The sequence below is a fragment of the Bdellovibrio sp. HCB-162 genome (genome assembly GCF_047344985.1).
GTDB lineage: Bacteria > Bdellovibrionota > Bdellovibrionia > Bdellovibrionales > Bdellovibrionaceae > Bdellovibrio.
In genome coordinates, this window is record NZ_CP178861.1 from 1,788,618 (window position 1) to 1,805,193 (window position 16,576).

Below are 16,576 nucleotides of genomic sequence, written 5' to 3' on the forward strand. Positions count from 1 at the left end.
AAATTGCAAGATCGTCACTTGTCGATTACTTGCCTCTAAAGACACTCTTATTGCTAGTCAAGGAGTGTCGCCATGAACGAACCAAAAATAAAAACTGAGATCATTACGCCTGATGCCGCTGAGTTTTTAATCTCTCTTCATGAAAAATTCGACAATCTTCGTCGCAATCTTCTTTTGCGACGTCGGACTCAGGCGCAGCAATTCGCCCAGGGACAGAAGCCCCGCTTTCCCGCAGAAACTTTAAGCATTCGCCAAGCGGCGTGGACAGTGGCAAAGGCCCCTGCAGATCTTCAAGATCGCCGTGTGGAAATCACGGGCCCCGCAGAGCCGAAGATGATGATCAACGCCCTTAATTCCAAAGCCAAAGTTTTTATGGCGGATATAGAGGATTCACTTTCTCCGATGTGGAGTAACGTTTTACTTGCGCAAGATTCATTAAAAAAAGCGGTACGTCACACGCTCACGTACGAAAGTGAAGACGGTAAGAAATATTCCTTGAACGAAAAAACGGCCACACTTCTTGTGCGCCCGCGCGGTCTTCATTTGGAAGAACGGAATTTTCAAATTCGCGGTGAACCGATTTCCGCTTCGCTTTTTGATTTCGGTCTTTACTTTTTCCACAACGCTCATGAACTTTTAAAGCGAAATACCGGTCCGTATTTTTATTTGCCCAAATTAGAAAATCACGAAGAGGCTGCGTGGTGGAACGATGTTTTTAATTTCACCCAAGACCGTTTAAAAATTCCTCGCGGAACCATTCGTGCCACGGTGTTGATTGAAACCATCACGGCTGCGTTTGAGATGGACGAAATTCTTTACGTTCTGAAAGATCATGCTTCGGGCTTAAATGCCGGCCGCTGGGATTATATTTTTAGCATCATCAAAAAATTTAACTTTAATAGTGATTTGATTTTTCCGGACCGCGCGCAGGTGACAATGGCCATTCCTATGATGGAATCTTATTGTCAGCTCCTGGTGCAAACCTGCCACCGCCGTGATGCCCATGCTATTGGTGGCATGGCGGCGTTTATTCCTAATAGAAAAGATCCTGAACTAAATAGCAAAGCGATGATGAAGGTCGCGCAAGATAAATTCCGAGAAGCGTGTCTTGGCTTTGATGGCACCTGGGTCGCGCATCCAGATCTTATTCCTATAGCGGAAGAAGAGCTCAATCGCGCTCTTGCCAAAGGCCCTCATCAAAAATCCATGATCCCTCCGGGGAAAATCACGGATAGTGATTTGCTGAGAATGCCTTCCGCAGAAGGAAAGATTACTGAAGAGGGAGTCCGAACAAATATCAACGTCAGTCTACTTTATTTTGATCGCTGGCTTTCAGGCGTTGGTGCAGCGGCTTTACACAATCTGATGGAAGATGCCGCAACGGCAGAGATCTCTCGCAGTCAGCTGTGGCAATGGCTCCATCACGCCGTGAAGCTTTCTGATGGACGAGTTTTCACGCCGGAACTGTATCAGGAAATTTTAATCGATGAAGTGAAGAAGTTGATTCCAGAAAATCTTCCGCATCTGGACCGTGCGACAAATTTTCTTAATTCTTTGATTCTCACGGAGCAGTTTCCGGAGTTCTTCACAACGATCGCTTATGAAATTTTAAACCAAATAGAAAATAAAGGAGAATACAATGATTTTAAATCCGGAGCTTCAAGCGCGACAGCTCGAATTCAATTGGACCACCGATAAACGTTGGGCTGGAATTCAAAGAAACTACTCGGCTATGGATGTTGTGAAACTTCGCACCAGCGTGCCCGTCAAATACACTTTGGCAGAAATGGGCGCCGGTCGTTTGTGGAAAGGATTAACGAGTCCCGGATATCTAAGCACCTTTGGTGCGATGACCGGTGGTCAAGCTGTGCAAATGGTGAAAGCAGGTTTGCAGTCGATCTATTTAAGCGGTTGGCAAGTCGCCGCCGATGCAAATCTCTCTGGACAAACTTATCCTGACCAAAGCTTGTATCCTTCAAACTCCGTTCCTTCTTTGGTGAAGCGAATCAACAACGCTTTTATGCGCGCTGATCAAATCGCCAATCGATCCGGAAAAGATTTAAAAGGTCTTTCTTGGTACGCGCCGATTATTGCCGATGCTGAAGCAGGATTTGGTGGCCCATTGCATGCTTTTGAATTGATGAAATCGATGATCGAAGCCGGAGCTTCGGGAGTTCATTTCGAAGATCAGTTGGCAGCTGAAAAAAAATGCGGGCATTTGGCCGGAAAAGTTCTTGTTCCAACGAGCAACTTTATCCGCACTTTACAAGCCGCGCGTTTGGCTGCCGATGTATTAGATGTGCCGACTGTGATCGTCGCAAGAACAGACGCCTTGAGTGCGACTCTGATGACTTCAGATATTGATCCCGTGGATCGTCCGTTTCTCACGGGAGAAAGAACTCCTGAGGGTTACTACGTCATTCGCGGCGGTCTTGATTATGCGATCGCGCGTGCACTGTCGTACGCTCGTTGGGCCGATGTGCTGTGGTTTGAAACTTCCAAGCCTGATATGAAAGAGGCCGAAACTTTCGCTCGCGAAATTCATAAAGAGTTCCCGGGAAAAATTTTGGCTTACAATTGTTCGCCGTCGTTTAATTGGAAAATGCATTTAAGTGATCAAGAGATCGCCGAGTTCCAAGACCGTCTTGGAAAATTGGGATACAAGTTTCAATTTATCACTTTGGCGGGATGGCACTTGGTGAACTATCACACTTTTGATCTAGCTCATCAGTATGTTCAAGACGGCATGAGTGCTTATGTGAAGCTTCAAGAAAAAGAGTTCGCAGCAGCTGATCACGGTTACACAGCGGTGAAGCATCAGGCCGAAGTGGGAACAGGATACTTTGATCATGTCCTGCAAACGGTGATGGAAGGAAAAGCTTCAACGGGGGCTTTGAAGGGCTCTACGGAAGAACAATTCCATCCACAAGTAGAAGTGCAAGCGCAGCCGCCGCCGCTCGAAGCGCAAGAAGTTCAACCAAGAATGCATTAGATTTTTTGAAAAAAGAGGCGCTTCAGAAATGGAGCGCCTTAAATATTAACGAAGAATTTGCGCGAAAGAAGAGCTTGCAAAGAAAACAGGTTTCGTCGGTTTAGCCGACGCGATTTTTAAATAGCCGGTCAAAAGAAAGGCTAAGAAAATCAAAAACCAGTTGCTTGGTGAAAGGTACATAAGCATACAAAAACGTTCCTAAGTCTTCCGACTTTTAAGGTAACCTAAATAGTACTCAATACCGCTTGTTATACTCAAAATGACGCTGATCCACAAGACGCCGTAGCCAATTTTGTCCAAATACGGAACATAGGGGTCCATATTTCCAATAATTACAATGGGAATGGCCACCATCTGCATCGCCGTTTTCCATTTACCAGCGGGTTTGGCCGCAATAATGATTTGATCTGCCGCAGCAACGGAGCGGATGCCTCCGATAAAGTTATCGCGGGCTAGAATAATGATCACCATCCAGGCATCGATTTTACCCTGAGCCAAAAGCATCGCCAGAACACTCGTCACTAAAATTTTGTCGGCAATCGGATCCATGAATTTCCCGAAATTGCTGACAGCATTGTATTTGCGAGCGTAATAACCATCAAAATAATCCGTCGCAGAGGCGAAAATAAAAAAGACAGCCGCAGCCACATTCCAGTAGAGCGTGTTGGGCCACATCATTGCCACAATAACGGGCACTGCGAAAATGCGACTCATGGTGATTCGCATAGGAAGACTTTTTTGAAATTCTGTGACGGCCATTTTTGTCCTTTTAGTTGCTTCAACCTATCAGTTTAGACTAGAAAGAATCAATGTTTATTCATCGTCACAAAGTGCAGTTTTACGAGACCGACCTTATGGGGATCGTCCATCACAGCAACTATTTGCGTTTTTATGAAGAAGCGCGGGTGGGGTGGGCTCATGAAAAAGGTCTGATTGATTATCAAAAACCGGGTTCAGCTAGTCACTTTGCTGTTTACGAAACGCAAGTAAAGCACATGAAACCGACTTTTTTCGGTGATGATTTAGAAATTGAAGTGCAGGGAAAAACCGAAGGCAATCGTATCATCTTTCAATATCGTTTGAGAGGAAGAAACGGCGAAGTTTGTTCGGTGGCGAAAACAGTGCACGTGTCGTTGGGACTTGATTTAAAACTTTTAAGATTACCGGCTGATATGAAAGCCGCCATGGAGAGTGAACAATGGACAGAAACCTGGCTTTAGAATTCGTACGTGTGACAGAAGCAGCAGCCTTAGCTTCCGCTCGCTGGGTGGGCCGTGGAGAAGAAAAAACAGCCGATGCCGCTGCCGTAGATGCCATGAGAAAAGCTTTCGACGTGATTCGCATGGACGGAACTGTTGTGATCGGTGAGGGGGAGCGTGACGAAGCTCCGATGCTTTATATCGGTGAAAAAGTTGGTCACAAAACAGAAGACGCTCCGGCATTGGACATTGCTTTAGATCCTTTGGAAGGAACAACGATCTGTGCGACGGGTGGACCGGGCTCGATCTCTGTGATCGCAGTGGCAGAGCAAGGTAAATTCTTGCATGCGCCAGACACTTACATGGATAAAATCGCTTGCGGTCCTGCGGCTCGCGGAAAAATTGATATTGATAAATCAGCGACAGAAAATATCAAAGCGGTTGCGCAAGCTTTGAATAAACCCGTCAGCGAAGTGACTGTTGTGATCTTGAATCGTCCTCGTCATGAAGCTTTGATTGCGGAAGCTCGTAAAACCGGCGCGCGTATTAACTTGATCGGTGATGGTGACGTTTCTGCAGCTGTGGCAGCAGCGTGGGAAGACTCTGGTATTGATTTGCTCTTGGGTATCGGTGGAGCACCAGAAGGTGTGATCTCGGCTGCAGCCATGCAATGCCTGGGCGGAGACTTCCAAGGTCGTTTGAAATTCAGAAACGAAGAAGAAAAAGCCCGCGCAAAACGCATGGGCCTGTCTGATCCAGATAAGAAATTTACAATTGATGAACTGGCTTCTGGTTCCGTGATGTTTATCGCAACCGGCGTGACGGATGGTTCTTTGCTCAAAGGTGTTCGCTTTCTGGGGAATGGTATTGCAAAAACGCATTCTATTGTCATGCGTTCTGCAACTGGTACAATCCGTACTATTGAAGCTCAACACGATCTTGAGCGTAAACCAAAACACTAAAAAGGTACCAGGTACCTTTTTCCCTGGGGATTATGGATACAAAGCTTATTTGTTTTAATTGCAACAAAGAGATGACCTTCTCTGGAAATATCGGGCGACGTGAGGAATGTCCTCACTGTCGTGCGGATGTGCATGTTTGCAAAAATTGTGAGTTTTATGATCCGAAAGTTTATAACGAATGCCGCGAAACTTCTGCCGATGTTGTGCGCGAAAAAGATCGCGCTAATTTCTGTGATTTCTTTCAGCCTCGCAAAGGTGGCGCAGGCGCTGTCGATAAAGCCGCAGCCTTAAGAGCTGCGGCCGAAGCTCTGTTTAAAAAATCCTAAATTTTTAAAATCACTTTTCCGTGAGCATGTCCATTTTGACTGATGTCTTGCGCTTGCTTTGCTTCTTTCAGCGGTAACACTTCGCCCACACGAACTTGAATCACTTTTTGGTCAAAGAGTTTAGCAAGTTCGGAAAGATCCTTGGCATTAGGACTCATCACAAAGTTGGCCCCTTGAACGCCGAACTTCGCGGCGTCGGCTTCTTTAAATGCGCCTACAGTTGATAAAGCAATGCCGCCTTTTTTCATCACTTGATAAGAGCGCGCCAGCGTGTCGCCTCCGACAAGGTCGATCACGACATCAATGTCCTTGGCGAATTCTTCAAAGCGGTCTTTTTTATAGTCAATCGTTCGTTGCACACCTAATTTTTTTAAATATGAAACGTCATCGGCAGAAGCTGTGCCCATCACATTTGCCTTTTTCCAAAGAGCGATTTGACAAGCTATAGAGCCAACTCCACCTGCAGCACCATGAATAAGAATATTTTGATAGGCTTTGAGTTGGGCTTTTTCAAGAAGCTGCCATGCTGTCAATCCCGGCGTAGGGATGGAAGCCGCGGCTTCGTAATTTAAAGATTTCGGCATCAGTGCGATTTTATAGGGAGAGACCAAAGCGTATTCCGCATACGAGCCCGGCGCAAAACCAAAGACATTGTCGCCCGGTTTGAAATCGCGGACTTGGTCTCCGACAGCGACGATTTCTCCGGCAAAATCTTGCCCTAGAGTGATAGGAAAGTGTGGACTTGTTTGTTTCATAAAGCCTTCACGGATTTTCCAGTCCACGGGATTCACTCCGGCATCGTGAACTTTCACCAGGATGTCTTCACTGTGAACTTGAGGCTGTGGTGATTCTTCGATTTTGATTTGATCTGAATTTCCATAAGAATAAATTCTTGCGACCTTCATAAAACACCTCCGAAAAATATTTCTCCCGAAGCTTGCTTCTGTTGGGGAAGGCCCGCAAGCGCTTCCTATGAAATATGTCAGGTGTCCGCATGAATTCTCAATGTAACATAATCACTCCATGGTCCAGCTCGCGATTGACTCAGTGTTACTGTAAAGACACACTAAAAGCCTATGGCAAAAGCATCAACCACCGAAGTTTTCAATTGTACACCTGAGCAATTTTTTAAAATCATCTCTGACTACGAAAAGTATCACGAGTTTCTTCCGGAAGTGAAAAAGTGCACGGTTTTAAAAACCGAAGGCAACAGAAAGCTTGTTGAATACAGCGTTCAGGTTATCAAATCTTTCAAATACAATCTGTGGATGACAGAGAATGCTCCAAACAGCATCACCTGGGAATTTGCTTCCGGCGATGTCTTTAAAACCTCTGTCGGTTCATGGAAGCTTGAAAATGAAGCTGGCAAAACGCGTGCGACTTACACTGTGGAAGCAACATTCAGTATGTTTGTTCCCGGTCCGATTGCAAATGCGTTGGTCAGCGTGAATCTTCCGAATATGATCAGCAGTTATCATAAGAGAGTAAAACAGCTTTATGGCGTCTGATGACAGTCAAAAGAAAGACGAAAAAGACCAGCCGGGGGATCTGAAAGGTCTTCTGGGTGACACCGTAAAAAAAGTTTTTACGGCCGGGGTCAGTGCGGCTTTCATGACTGAAGAAAGCTTGCGCGCCTATGTTTCTGAATTAAAACTCCCGAAGGAAGCACTGAATCTGCTTTTGCAGGGAGCAAATAAATCCAAAGACGAAATCACTCAAAGAGTGACAAAAGAAATCGTCGGTATCATTCAAAAAATTGATTTCGTGAAAGAAGCTTCCAAGTTTGCAGAAACTCATAAGTTTAAAATCACCGCTGAAATCGATATCGTTAAAAAAGACCCTTCAGAAAAATCCTAAAACTCGACCAAGGGCGATCTCAAGTTGAGACGCTTTTGGCCGATAAGTTCCCTATGATGGAACACGAACTTTTAAGCCTTATTTCAGTCGTTTTGTTTTGCGGATGCTGTCATCAGTTTATCAAAACCGTTGTGACGCCGATTCCGCTTCTCGCGTCTGAAAGACCTTATGCGCGTGCGGCAATGCAGCTTGGCAAGTTCTACAAGTCTGTCGCTTGGGGCGCTATGACAGGTGCTTTCCTTGTGGGTCTTGTTGTGTCCTTTCAACAAGTCTTTACAGCACTCTAACTACAACTCTACTGCTCCGCGGTTTACCTGGGGCTTTGTTTATGGCAGCCTTTTCTTGGAGGTTGTTATGAGTTCATTTTCAACTGTCAATCCTGCAACCGGAGACACCCTTAAAACTTATCAACATGTCACTTGGGATGAAGCGCAGAAAGCGATTCAAGCCGCGTCTCAAGATTTTCAAATTTGGCGAAAGGCTTCTTGGGAAGAACGTTCCCAGGCTCTTCATAAATTGGCGGCGGCTTTGCGCGCTCATAAAACTGAGTTTGCGCAAATGATGAATCAGGAAATGGGAAAACTTCTGAGTGAAGGTAAAGCTGAAATCGAAAAGTGTGCTGTCACTTGCGAGTTCTATGCGAAAGAAGCTCCCGGAATGTTGCGCAATCAACCGGCGGTGTCGTCGCCTTACACTTCCGCTGAAGTCAGTTTTCAGCCCTTGGGAGTTGTTTTTAGTATCATGCCTTGGAATTTCCCGGTGTGGCAGACGATTCGTTTTGCGGCACCAGCCTTGATGGCGGGAAATGTGATCGTCTTAAAGCACGCCGATCTCACTGCGGGCACAGCCGAGATGCTCGGAAAAATTTTTGCGGATCTTACTCCCAATTATAAACTTTTGCGTAACATTCAAGTCGATCACGAGGTCGCGGCACAAGTGATTGCCGATGCGAATGTGCGAGGCGTGACTTTCACCGGAAGCAGTGCCGGCGGACGAGCTGTTGCCACGGAAGCGGCTAAAAATTTGAAAAAGATCGTTTTGGAATTAGGTGGCAGTGATGCTTACTTGGTTCTTGATGATGCCGATGTGGAAATGGCCGCAAAGACATGTGTGAAGGCGCGCTTGGTAAATTGTGGGCAAAGCTGTGTCGCGGGAAAAAGATTTATTGTCGATGAAAAAGTCTCTAAAGAGTTCATTGATATTTTTGTTAAAGAAATGAAGGCCACGGAAATCGCTCCGCTGGCGAGTGTGAAATTTCAAAAACAAATCGTGGAGCAAGTTGAAAAACTAAAATCCTGGGGCGGTAAAGTGGTTTTGGGAGGATCGGCTCCTCAAGGTGCGGGCGCTTATTATCCGGCGACGGTGATTGTTTTTGAAAAAGACCATCCTGAAATTCATAAGATGGAAGTGTTTGGTCCTGTTGCCTCGATCCTTGTTGTTAAAAACACGCAGGAGGCCCTGAAGGCGGCGAATTCCTCTCCGTATGGACTTGGTGGTGGCATCTTCACGCGCGATCTTAAAAAAGGAAAAGAACTCATAGAAAAAGAGTTGCAGGCCGGATTTGTCGTGGTGAATGATTATGTGAAGTCCGACCCACGCATTCCGTTCGGGGGCGTGAAAGAGTCCGGCTACGGACGGGAATTGGGACATTTTGGAATTCTCGAGTTCGTAAATATTAAAACGGTGGCCGTTGCAGGGGTAATGAAGTGAAGTTACTAAGAGCAAAGCAGGATCTGGATCATCATGTTTGGAAATTGATTAAACTTCACTCCTTGCAGGAAAAAAAGATCCTGATTGCTCTTTCGGGCGGCACGGACTCAGTCGCTCTTCTTCGTGTGCTTTCCAAAATTCATAAAAAAGAACTTTTAGGCGCTTGTTATTTTCATCACGGCGAAGACTCCAATCAGGAGTATCGCAAAGAAGCGCAAGTTTTTTGCGAAAAGCTCTGTAAAAAACTAGGCATTAGTTTTTTCCCTCTGAAATCTTCGATGCTTGCCAAATCCGAAGCCGAATATCGCGAGCTTCGTTACGAGGCTTTGGATCGTCTGATGAAAGATGAGAAATTTCAGATCTTGGCGACAGGACATCATCGCGATGATCTTTTAGAAACACGTTTGTTAAGATTGATTCGCGGCACGGGAGCGCAAGGTTTTCAAGCGATGCATGTTTTTAAAGACAGCATCTTCCGTCCGTTTTTAGAGGTCACAAAAAAAGAACTGAAAAAATATTTGCGTGAAGAAAAATTACGCATTTTCGAGGATCCTTCGAACTCCAAACTGGACCCTTTGCGTAATTGGATTCGTGAAGAATGGTTGAAGGAGTTGGAGCGTCGTACACGAGGTGCATCGGCGGCCTTAGCACGCTCGCTTGAAACTATCGCACTTGAAATTGAAAATCGCCCGTGGGGTGATCTCCTGAGTCAAAATGAGTCTTATAAGACACAGGGGCTTTCGCGTGGTTTTTATCTCACTTTAAGCCCGTTTGAACAAAAAAGATTGCTGGCGCAGTACCTTTTTGCCCTCGGAAAACGCGATTTTTCCCAATCTCATCTTGAAGAAATTCAAAAGCGCCTGGACAAGTCACAAAAAGTGATCACATTCAAAGTCGGTGGCTGTCACTGGGAAGTTAACGCAGAGCAAGTCAAGGTCCAGTCCTGATTTGAGAGGGAGTAATTCTCTTTGCGAAGTTTCTTTTTTTGAGATGGCATCCGTGTTACCCTTGAGGGTGACTTGACCTCTGACCGAAAGGAACTGAAATGCGATCTACTCAGAAAACGCTGGCTCTCTGGTTCTTCCTGATCATCATGGCTGTTTTTCTATTTCAAGCCTATGAGAGTAAGCACCAAAAAGTGATCACTGATTTTAACTACCCGAAATTCTCTGAAGCGGTGAAATCTGGTGAAGTGGCTTCTGTCACATTCCGCCAAGACACAAGTGAGATTGTTGGCGAATTAAAACCAGAATTCGAAAAGAAGTACAACGGAACGCACTTTGCGATCGTGGGTAACACCGGCGACAAGGGCCTTGCGTTTCTTCAAGAAAATGGAATCACTCCAAACTATGAACGCGCTGATAGCGGTGGCTTCTTCCAAACATTTATTGTGAATTGGTTGCCACTGATTCTTATCGTAGCGATGTTCCTCTTCATCATGCGCCAAATCCAAGTCGGCGGCGGTAAAGCCATGTCTTTTGGAAAAAGCCGTGCGCGCCTTCTGACGGAGCACAAAAACCGTGTGACGTTCAAAGAAGTAGCTGGTGTTGATGAAGCCAAAGAAGACTTGCAAGAAATCGTGAGCTTCTTGAAAGATCCAAAAAAATATACAAAATTGGGTGGTCGTATCCCTAAAGGTGTTTTGCTTGTAGGTCCTCCGGGAACAGGTAAGACATTGCTTGCACGCGCGGTAGCGGGTGAAGCGGGTGTGCCATTCTTTACAATCTCTGGTTCTGACTTCGTAGAGATGTTCGTGGGTGTCGGTGCGAGCCGTGTCCGTGATTTGTTTGAACAAGGTAAGAAAAATGCTCCGTGCTTGATCTTTATCGACGAGATCGATGCCGTAGGTCGCCATCGTGGTGCCGGCATGGGTGGCGGTCATGACGAGCGCGAGCAAACTCTCAACCAATTGCTTGTTGAGATGGATGGTTTTGAATCTTCTGAAGGTGTGATCTTGATTGCGGCGACAAACCGTCCTGACGTTCTGGATCCTGCGTTGTTGCGTCCAGGTCGTTTCGACCGTCGTGTGGTTGTAAATAAGCCAGACCTTAAAGGTCGTGAGCAAATTCTTGCCGTGCACATGCGTAAGACGCCATTGGGACCTGATGTGGAAGCAACAAAGATTGCGCGCGGAACTCCGGGCTTCTCAGGTGCTGATCTTGAGAACTTGGTGAATGAAGCGGCATTGATCGCAGCTCGCACAGATAAAAAATATCTTGAGATGGAAGACTTTGAAAAAGCGAAAGACAAAGTCATCATGGGTTCTGAAAGAAAATCGATGGTGATCTCGGATGAAGATAAAAAAGTGACGGCGTACCATGAAGCAGGTCACACGCTTGTTGGTAAGAAACTGGCGGGTCTTGATCCAATTCATAAAGTGACAATCATTCCTCGCGGAATGGCTTTGGGTGTAACGCAAACATTGCCTGAAAAAGAAAGCGTGTCTTTGTCTAAGAGCAAAGCAGAAAACATGATTGCTTTCTTGTTCGGTGGTCGTGCTGCTGAAGAAGTGATCTTTAAAGATGTCACAACAGGTGCTGGAAATGACATTGAACGTGCCACAGATATTGCGCGCCGTATGGTGTGTGAATGGGGTATGAGTAAATTGGGACCTTTGGCATTTGAAAAACGTGGTGGCGAAGTGTTCTTGGGAATGCAATACGGTCACTCCGGTCATAAAGATTATTCAGAATCTAAAGCTGAAGAAATCGATGCGGAAGTTTCTAAATTTATCGATCACGGTTACGAAACAGCCGTGCGTATCTTGACTGACTACAAAGATGCGTTGGAAAGATTGGCGCAAGCCCTTCTTGAATACGAAACCATCGACGGTCACGAAGTAGAAATGCTTGTGAACGGGGCGGCTGTCACGGAGATTGAAAAATACCGTAACAGCAAAAAGGACGGTGGCTTGGGTGTGGCAGTGACTCCGAAAAAGGACACTTCCGGCGACCCCGTGGGTAACACCGGTCCTGTGACAATTTAATTTTTTGCAGACAACGGCTCAGGCAGATCGCCTGGGCCTTTTAACGTTTTAGAGGCATCTTGATGTTGCAACAGTTTGTCGACAACTTGGTATTCATCGTCCAGCATCTGCGCGTTCAAGACGCGATAGACATGCTTCTCGTGTGGATGGTTGTGTATCGCATTCTGGTTCTGATCAAAAGAACCGGCACCATCCAAATGCTCTCCGGTTTGGGAGTTCTTGCCATCGGATACATCTTAAGTATCTGGCTTGAGCTTTTCACCTTTAACTGGATCTTAGAAAAATTCTTCTCAAATCTTTTTGTGATCGTGGTTGTCTTGTTCCAAGGGGAGATTCGTCGGGCCTTGGCTCATATCGGAAGCAATCCGTTCTTTAGCGATGCTTCAACAATTCAAGAAACTCAAGTGATTGAAGAAATCGCGAAGGGCGTAATTCTCACCGCACAAAAAGGTTTCGGCGCTTTGGTGGTGGTTGAGCGTGAGATCGTGATCGACTACCACATCGAATTTGGAACAGAAATGGATTCGAAAGTTTCGGCGGAACTTTTAGCTTCCATCTTCCATCCGGAAAGCCCCATGCATGATGGGGCGGTTTTAATTCGTAACGGAAAAATTCACTCCGCAGGTTGTTTCCTGCCTCTTAGTAAAAATCCAGCCCTTGATAAAAACTTGGGAACTCGTCACAGAGCCGCAATCGGTTTGACTGAAGAAACCGATGCCTTGGTTTTTGTGGTCTCTGAAGAAAATAAATCCATCGGTATCGTTCAAGGGGGTCACTTGAGTCCGAATGTGGAATTAGGTGACATCCGTAAAGCCCTCTATGAAACTTTCGGCCTTAAATACAAAGCCTTCTCTCAACAAGGGGAGGTGTCGTAATGAAACGCCGCTGGTCGAATATGCTGACTGAAAATTTCAGCTATAAAGTTGTCGCTCTTTTTATTTCTTTGATCTTATGGCTGACTATCCTAGGGCGCAGAGACTTTGTCTTAAGTAAAAACATTGATATTGAGCTTGTAACAGCTCCAGGAACCCATGTCGTGGCGCAGACTACAGACCACATCAAGGTAAAAGTTTCGGGCCCGAGATCGGCTTTAAAAAAGTTCTTGGAGAGTTCTTTATCTCAGAGTATTTCTCTTGATATTTCACAAAGGGGCGAAGGGGTCGTTTATGTCGACATTCCTTTGAATAAAATAGAAGTGCCCATTGGTGTAAGAATTCTGGGTGTCCGTCCTAATCAGATCCAGGCGGAAGTCGTAAAAGTGAAAGGCCCAACTCATGACGAACAAAAAGGTCAGTAAAGTGGTTGATAAGAAATCTTCGAAGTTGTTCGGTACGGATGGTATCCGTGGGACTGCCAATCAGTGGCCCATGACTCCAGACATGGTTGTTAAAATCGGTCAGGCGATTGGTTACATGCTTCAAAAGCAAGCTCAGCATCTTCCTGCGGCGTCTCGTAAAGTGGTTATCGGAAAAGACACGCGTCTTTCTGGTTATATGATCGAACAAGCTTTGGCGAGCGGTTTGAACTCCATGGGAATCTTCGTTCAACTTGTAGGCCCACTCCCAACTCCGGGTATTGGTTATTTAACTCGCACGATGAGAGCCGCGGCGGGAATCGTGATTTCCGCTTCTCACAATCCATTCCACGATAACGGTATTAAAGTTTTCGGCGCAGATGGTTTTAAAATTTCTGAAGAGATGGAAAAAGAAATTGAGCGCTTGGTTCTTGAAGAGGACCTCAGTGCTTTGTTGCCTCCAAGCAAAGAAATCGGCCGCACGAAACGTATCGAAGACTCGCAAGGTCGTTACATCGTTTACGTTAAAGGCACGTTCCCTCTTGAATACACACTGGATGGAATGCGCATCGTTCTTGATACAGCGAATGGGGCCTCTTACAAAGTCGCTCCGTCTGTATTCCAGGAGTTGGGTGCCGAAGTGATTCAATTGGGTGACGATCCTAATGGAACAAACATCAACGACAAAGTCGGTGCTCTTTATCCACAAAAACTTTCTGAAGCGGTTCAACAGTACCGTGCGGATGTTGGTATCAGTCTTGATGGTGATGCTGATCGCGTGATCATGGTGGATGAAAAAGGGGAGATCGTAAACGGAGACCGTATTCTTGCGATCTGTGCTCTTCATATGAAAGAGCGTGGTCTGTTGAAAGGTGACACCTTGGTGGCAACACAGATGTCGAACTTCGGTCTTGAAAAACGCATGAATGAAGCAGGCATCAAGCTTGTGAAAACGGGCGTTGGTGATAAATACGTTGTCGAAGAGATGAGAAAAAATGGTTACAACCTGGGCGGTGAACAATCAGGTCACATTATTTTCTTGGATCACACGACAACAGGGGACGGTTGTATCGCAGCCTTGGGTGTCCTTGCGGTGATGAAACAAACGGGTAAGAAAATGAGTGAACTGAATCGCGTTTTTGAAGACGTGCCTCAGGTTCTTATCAACTGCCGTGTAAAGCGCCGCACAGAGCTTCATGAGCTTGCTGGCTACAATGATCTGATCCGTACAATTGAAAAGAAACTCAATGGCGATGGACGTGTATTCGTTCGTTTCTCAGGCACAGAGCCGGTGATCCGCGTTCTTGTCGAGGGACCCGATAAAGCGCAAATCAATATGTTTGCCGAAGAGATCGCCTCCTTCCTAGAAAAAGAGCTGTCATAGTATGAAACATAAAATTCGCCTTGGTGTGAATGTGGACCACGTAGCAACCCTACGTCAGGTTCGAGGTGGAACTACGCCTTATCCGAATCTTTTGGATATGGTAAAGAAATCCGTGAAAGGTGGCGCTGAACAAATCACGATCCATCTTCGTGAAGACCGTCGTCATATTCAGTTGGAAGACTTAAAGCTTCTCTCGAAGTCTTGTCCTGTGCCTTTGAATTTGGAAATGGCAGCGACTCCGCAAATGGTTTCGTTTGCGAAAAAATACCGTCCTGATTGGGTGTGCTTTGTTCCTGAAAAAAGAGCCGAGCTAACAACAGAGGGTGGCCTTGACGTAAAGAAAGGCTTTAAGAAAATGGCTCCGATGGTTGAAAAACTTCAACGTATCGGTATCGAGATTTCGATGTTTATTGAGCCTTCCCTTGAGCAAGTTGAAGCGTCTTATGAAATTGGAGCTGACGCTGTTGAATTTCACACAGGAAAATGGGTTCACCTCACAGGTCCTCGTAAACAAAAAGAATGGGATCGTTTGGTGGATGCAGCAGAGTGGGCCAATTACTTAGGTCTTAATGTTCACGCCGGTCATGGTCTTGATTATCACCATTCAAAACTCATCAACAAACTTCCCTACCTTCAAGAAGTGAACATCGGTCACTCGTTGATCTGTTACGCTCTTGAGGACGGTCTTGAAGCGTCTGTTCGTAAGATGAGAAAGATCTTAAAGTAATGTCGACAATCCTGAACTCGGAAAGAACAGTGAAGAATCTCATTGAGCTTAAAGAGTTCTGGAAAGAATTTTTGCCACACTTGAGTGATCGCTGCATTTTACTAATGAGCGGTGATGTCGGTGCTGGCAAAACGACGTCTGTGCAAATGATTGCCGAAATCCTCGGGATGCGGGACGTTCAATCGCCGTCCTTTGCGATTCATCTGCGCTATGAAAACGCCGAAGGAAAATCACTAGACCATATCGATCTTTATCGCTTGAAAGACGACGATGATTTAGAAAGCTCCGGCTTTTGGGATCTCTTCGCTCCGAAACAAGGTCTGATTATTATCGAATGGGCGAATCGCCTGGATTTTGATTATTTGCCGCTCAATTGGCAAAGAGTCGAAGTGAAGTTTGAAAAAACATCGGCAGAGTCTCGAAAAATCCTCTGCCGAGTCGTCTAAAAGGTACGCCGTACCTTTTTGCATTGTCTTGCGTTAGTTATATCCGTTTTTATAAGCTAAATCGTAGTCAGGGAAGAATACTCTTTTCCAGACGGGGATCTGCTCGATATTTTCCGGAGAAAGAACTTTTTTAAGTTCAAAATCGCCAACAGGATTTCTGCCGACTTGTTTACGAACTCTTAAGCGGAATAAGTACGGAGCTTCCGTTTCTTTATAATCATTCGAGAATACGCCACGTTTATTGTCGAAAGCTTCTTTCGCGGCTTTGCTGTATTTACTCACGACACCTTTATCAAAAGGGTAGATGAAATAAATCATGCCCCAACCTTGACGAAGCATTTCCTCATTCAAATCTTTTCCGTCTTTAAGTAATCGACCTAAGATACGTCCATGTTTATCTACATCACTGTCTTCAGAAAGAATAAGAACGGAACCCTCCGGTGCCATTGCTCTTAAAGCGTCACGAGCTTTTAAAGAAACATCACCTTGAGTGTTCTTATAAAAATCGACTTCGGGAGTATCAACACCCATCAAACGCACTTTGTATCTTTCGTCATCGTCAACACCCACGGCTGTCAGCGTATCGCCATCGTGAACGCTCACAACCTTTAAACGAATGCCTTCGGCAAAAAGAGTGGCAGGGAAAAGAAGGATCAATAATAAAAGACTGCGTAGGTAATTCATAAATTGCAG

At 45.6% G+C, this 16,576-nt stretch carries 20 protein-coding genes; 16 read left to right on the forward strand and 4 right to left on the reverse strand.

Going from position 1 to position 16,576, the window contains the following annotated elements; all coding sequences use genetic code 11:
* Positions 1 to 72 precede the first annotated feature (72 nt).
* Positions 73 to 1,698 carry a malate synthase A gene (aceB, locus tag ACLSSO_RS08810; protein WP_413944708.1) on the forward strand — a complete coding sequence of 542 codons (1,626 nt, stop codon included), beginning with the start codon at positions 73 to 75 and terminating at the stop codon, positions 1,696 to 1,698.
* A complete protein-coding gene (gene aceA, locus ACLSSO_RS08815) occupies positions 1,640 to 2,992 on the forward strand; it encodes an isocitrate lyase (protein WP_413944709.1) in 1,353 nt (450 codons plus the stop codon). Before aceB ends, aceA begins: the two co-directional genes overlap by 59 nt.
* A 45-nt stretch (positions 2,993 to 3,037) precedes the next feature.
* On the opposite strand, the gene ACLSSO_RS08820 is transcribed toward aceA, so the two are convergent.
* Both ACLSSO_RS08820 and pgsA read right to left on the reverse strand, forming a co-directional pair.
* Positions 3,038 to 3,178, reverse strand: coding sequence for a hypothetical protein (locus tag ACLSSO_RS08820; protein ID WP_295905724.1), 141 nt, complete (start codon positions 3,176 to 3,178; stop codon positions 3,038 to 3,040).
* Between the two features lie 12 nt (positions 3,179 to 3,190).
* The gene (gene pgsA / locus ACLSSO_RS08825) at positions 3,191 to 3,751 is read right to left on the reverse strand and encodes a CDP-diacylglycerol--glycerol-3-phosphate 3-phosphatidyltransferase (protein ID WP_413944710.1); all 561 of its coding nucleotides are present in this window, start codon (positions 3,749 to 3,751) and stop codon (positions 3,191 to 3,193) included.
* A 50-nt stretch (positions 3,752 to 3,801) separates the two neighbouring features.
* Between pgsA and ACLSSO_RS08830 the strand changes: the two genes are divergently transcribed.
* From ACLSSO_RS08830 to ACLSSO_RS08840, 3 genes are read left to right on the forward strand one after another with little or no spacing between them, the layout of a single operon-like run.
* Positions 3,802 to 4,212 (forward strand): acyl-CoA thioesterase, encoded by a 411-nt coding sequence (locus ACLSSO_RS08830; RefSeq protein WP_295906200.1) that lies wholly within the window; start codon positions 3,802 to 3,804, stop codon positions 4,210 to 4,212.
* Entirely contained in the window at positions 4,191 to 5,153 is a 963-nt protein-coding gene (gene glpX / locus ACLSSO_RS08835; protein ID WP_295906201.1) for a class II fructose-bisphosphatase, read from the forward strand. The genes ACLSSO_RS08830 and glpX overlap by 22 nt, the downstream gene beginning before the upstream one ends.
* 32 nt (positions 5,154 to 5,185) lie before the next feature.
* Positions 5,186 to 5,479 carry a hypothetical protein gene (locus tag ACLSSO_RS08840; RefSeq protein WP_295906202.1) on the forward strand — a complete coding sequence of 98 codons (294 nt, stop codon included), beginning with the start codon at positions 5,186 to 5,188 and terminating at the stop codon, positions 5,477 to 5,479.
* Here the strand turns inward: ACLSSO_RS08840 and ACLSSO_RS08845 are convergent.
* Positions 5,476 to 6,384, reverse strand: coding sequence for an NADP-dependent oxidoreductase (locus ACLSSO_RS08845; protein ID WP_413944711.1), 909 nt, complete (start codon positions 6,382 to 6,384; stop codon positions 5,476 to 5,478). The genes ACLSSO_RS08840 and ACLSSO_RS08845 overlap by 4 nt on opposite strands.
* Before the next feature lie 171 nt (positions 6,385 to 6,555).
* Between ACLSSO_RS08845 and ACLSSO_RS08850 the strand changes: the two genes are divergently transcribed.
* The 11 genes from ACLSSO_RS08850 (at position 6,556) to tsaE (ending at position 15,883) form a co-directional block, all read left to right on the forward strand.
* The gene (locus tag ACLSSO_RS08850) at positions 6,556 to 6,987 is read left to right on the forward strand and encodes a type II toxin-antitoxin system RatA family toxin (protein WP_413944712.1); all 432 of its coding nucleotides are present in this window, start codon (positions 6,556 to 6,558) and stop codon (positions 6,985 to 6,987) included.
* Positions 6,977 to 7,336 (forward strand): hypothetical protein, encoded by a 360-nt coding sequence (locus ACLSSO_RS08855; protein ID WP_413944713.1) that lies wholly within the window; start codon positions 6,977 to 6,979, stop codon positions 7,334 to 7,336. The genes ACLSSO_RS08850 and ACLSSO_RS08855 overlap by 11 nt, the downstream gene beginning before the upstream one ends.
* 53 nt (positions 7,337 to 7,389) lie before the next feature.
* Positions 7,390 to 7,623: a hypothetical protein gene (locus ACLSSO_RS08860; protein WP_295905006.1), complete on the forward strand. Its 234-nt coding sequence runs from the start codon at positions 7,390 to 7,392 to the stop codon at positions 7,621 to 7,623.
* 67 nt (positions 7,624 to 7,690) lie between these two features.
* The gene (locus ACLSSO_RS08865; protein WP_413944714.1) at positions 7,691 to 9,046 is read left to right on the forward strand and encodes an aldehyde dehydrogenase family protein; all 1,356 of its coding nucleotides are present in this window, start codon (positions 7,691 to 7,693) and stop codon (positions 9,044 to 9,046) included.
* Positions 9,043 to 9,993 (forward strand): tRNA lysidine(34) synthetase TilS, encoded by a 951-nt coding sequence (gene tilS / locus ACLSSO_RS08870; RefSeq protein WP_295905009.1) that lies wholly within the window; start codon positions 9,043 to 9,045, stop codon positions 9,991 to 9,993. Before ACLSSO_RS08865 ends, tilS begins: the two co-directional genes overlap by 4 nt.
* A gap of 98 nt (positions 9,994 to 10,091) precedes the next feature.
* On the forward strand, positions 10,092 to 12,032 hold the full coding sequence (ftsH, locus tag ACLSSO_RS08875) for an ATP-dependent zinc metalloprotease FtsH (RefSeq protein WP_295905011.1): 1,941 nt from the start codon (positions 10,092 to 10,094) through the stop codon (positions 12,030 to 12,032).
* 62 nt (positions 12,033 to 12,094) lie between these two features.
* A complete protein-coding gene (gene cdaA, locus ACLSSO_RS08880) occupies positions 12,095 to 12,907 on the forward strand; it encodes a diadenylate cyclase CdaA (RefSeq protein WP_295905014.1) in 813 nt (270 codons plus the stop codon).
* Entirely contained in the window at positions 12,907 to 13,329 is a 423-nt protein-coding gene (locus tag ACLSSO_RS08885; RefSeq protein ID WP_295905016.1) for a hypothetical protein, read from the forward strand. Before cdaA ends, ACLSSO_RS08885 begins: the two co-directional genes overlap by 1 nt.
* Positions 13,307 to 14,710 (forward strand): phosphoglucosamine mutase, encoded by a 1,404-nt coding sequence (gene glmM, locus ACLSSO_RS08890; RefSeq protein ID WP_295905018.1) that lies wholly within the window; start codon positions 13,307 to 13,309, stop codon positions 14,708 to 14,710. The genes ACLSSO_RS08885 and glmM overlap by 23 nt, the downstream gene beginning before the upstream one ends.
* Before the next feature lies 1 nt (position 14,711).
* A complete protein-coding gene (locus ACLSSO_RS08895) occupies positions 14,712 to 15,437 on the forward strand; it encodes a pyridoxine 5'-phosphate synthase (protein ID WP_295905020.1) in 726 nt (241 codons plus the stop codon).
* Between the two features lie 29 nt (positions 15,438 to 15,466).
* A complete protein-coding gene (gene tsaE, locus ACLSSO_RS08900; RefSeq protein WP_295905022.1) occupies positions 15,467 to 15,883 on the forward strand; it encodes a tRNA (adenosine(37)-N6)-threonylcarbamoyltransferase complex ATPase subunit type 1 TsaE in 417 nt (138 codons plus the stop codon).
* 33 nt (positions 15,884 to 15,916) lie between these two features.
* Here tsaE and ACLSSO_RS08905 read toward each other — a convergent pair whose 3' ends face one another.
* Positions 15,917 to 16,567, reverse strand: a complete 651-nt coding sequence (locus ACLSSO_RS08905; RefSeq protein WP_295905024.1) for a thermonuclease family protein — start codon at positions 16,565 to 16,567, stop codon at positions 15,917 to 15,919.
* Positions 16,568 to 16,576 lie beyond the last annotated feature (9 nt).

Coding starts and splice junctions, on each gene's coding strand:
- ACLSSO_RS08895 (WP_295905020.1), top strand. CDS start 14,712: ATGAAACATAAAATTCGCCTTGGTGTGAATGTGGACCACGTAGCAACC.
- ACLSSO_RS08855 (WP_413944713.1), top strand. CDS start 6,977: ATGGCGTCTGATGACAGTCAAAAGAAAGACGAAAAAGACCAGCCGGGG.
- ACLSSO_RS08860 (WP_295905006.1), top strand. CDS start 7,390: ATGATGGAACACGAACTTTTAAGCCTTATTTCAGTCGTTTTGTTTTGC.
- ACLSSO_RS08885 (WP_295905016.1), top strand. CDS start 12,907: ATGAAACGCCGCTGGTCGAATATGCTGACTGAAAATTTCAGCTATAAA.
- ACLSSO_RS08820 (WP_295905724.1), bottom strand. CDS start 3,178: ATGCTTATGTACCTTTCACCAAGCAACTGGTTTTTGATTTTCTTAGCC.
- aceA (WP_413944709.1), top strand. CDS start 1,640: ATGATTTTAAATCCGGAGCTTCAAGCGCGACAGCTCGAATTCAATTGG.
- ftsH (WP_295905011.1), top strand. CDS start 10,092: ATGCGATCTACTCAGAAAACGCTGGCTCTCTGGTTCTTCCTGATCATC.
- cdaA (WP_295905014.1), top strand. CDS start 12,095: ATGTTGCAACAGTTTGTCGACAACTTGGTATTCATCGTCCAGCATCTG.
- pgsA (WP_413944710.1), bottom strand. CDS start 3,751: ATGGCCGTCACAGAATTTCAAAAAAGTCTTCCTATGCGAATCACCATG.
- ACLSSO_RS08865 (WP_413944714.1), top strand. CDS start 7,691: ATGAGTTCATTTTCAACTGTCAATCCTGCAACCGGAGACACCCTTAAA.
- glpX (WP_295906201.1), top strand. CDS start 4,191: ATGGACAGAAACCTGGCTTTAGAATTCGTACGTGTGACAGAAGCAGCA.
- ACLSSO_RS08840 (WP_295906202.1), top strand. CDS start 5,186: ATGGATACAAAGCTTATTTGTTTTAATTGCAACAAAGAGATGACCTTC.
- ACLSSO_RS08845 (WP_413944711.1), bottom strand. CDS start 6,384: ATGAAGGTCGCAAGAATTTATTCTTATGGAAATTCAGATCAAATCAAA.
- ACLSSO_RS08905 (WP_295905024.1), bottom strand. CDS start 16,567: ATGAATTACCTACGCAGTCTTTTATTATTGATCCTTCTTTTCCCTGCC.
- aceB (WP_413944708.1), top strand. CDS start 73: ATGAACGAACCAAAAATAAAAACTGAGATCATTACGCCTGATGCCGCT.
- glmM (WP_295905018.1), top strand. CDS start 13,307: ATGACGAACAAAAAGGTCAGTAAAGTGGTTGATAAGAAATCTTCGAAG.
- ACLSSO_RS08850 (WP_413944712.1), top strand. CDS start 6,556: ATGGCAAAAGCATCAACCACCGAAGTTTTCAATTGTACACCTGAGCAA.
- ACLSSO_RS08830 (WP_295906200.1), top strand. CDS start 3,802: ATGTTTATTCATCGTCACAAAGTGCAGTTTTACGAGACCGACCTTATG.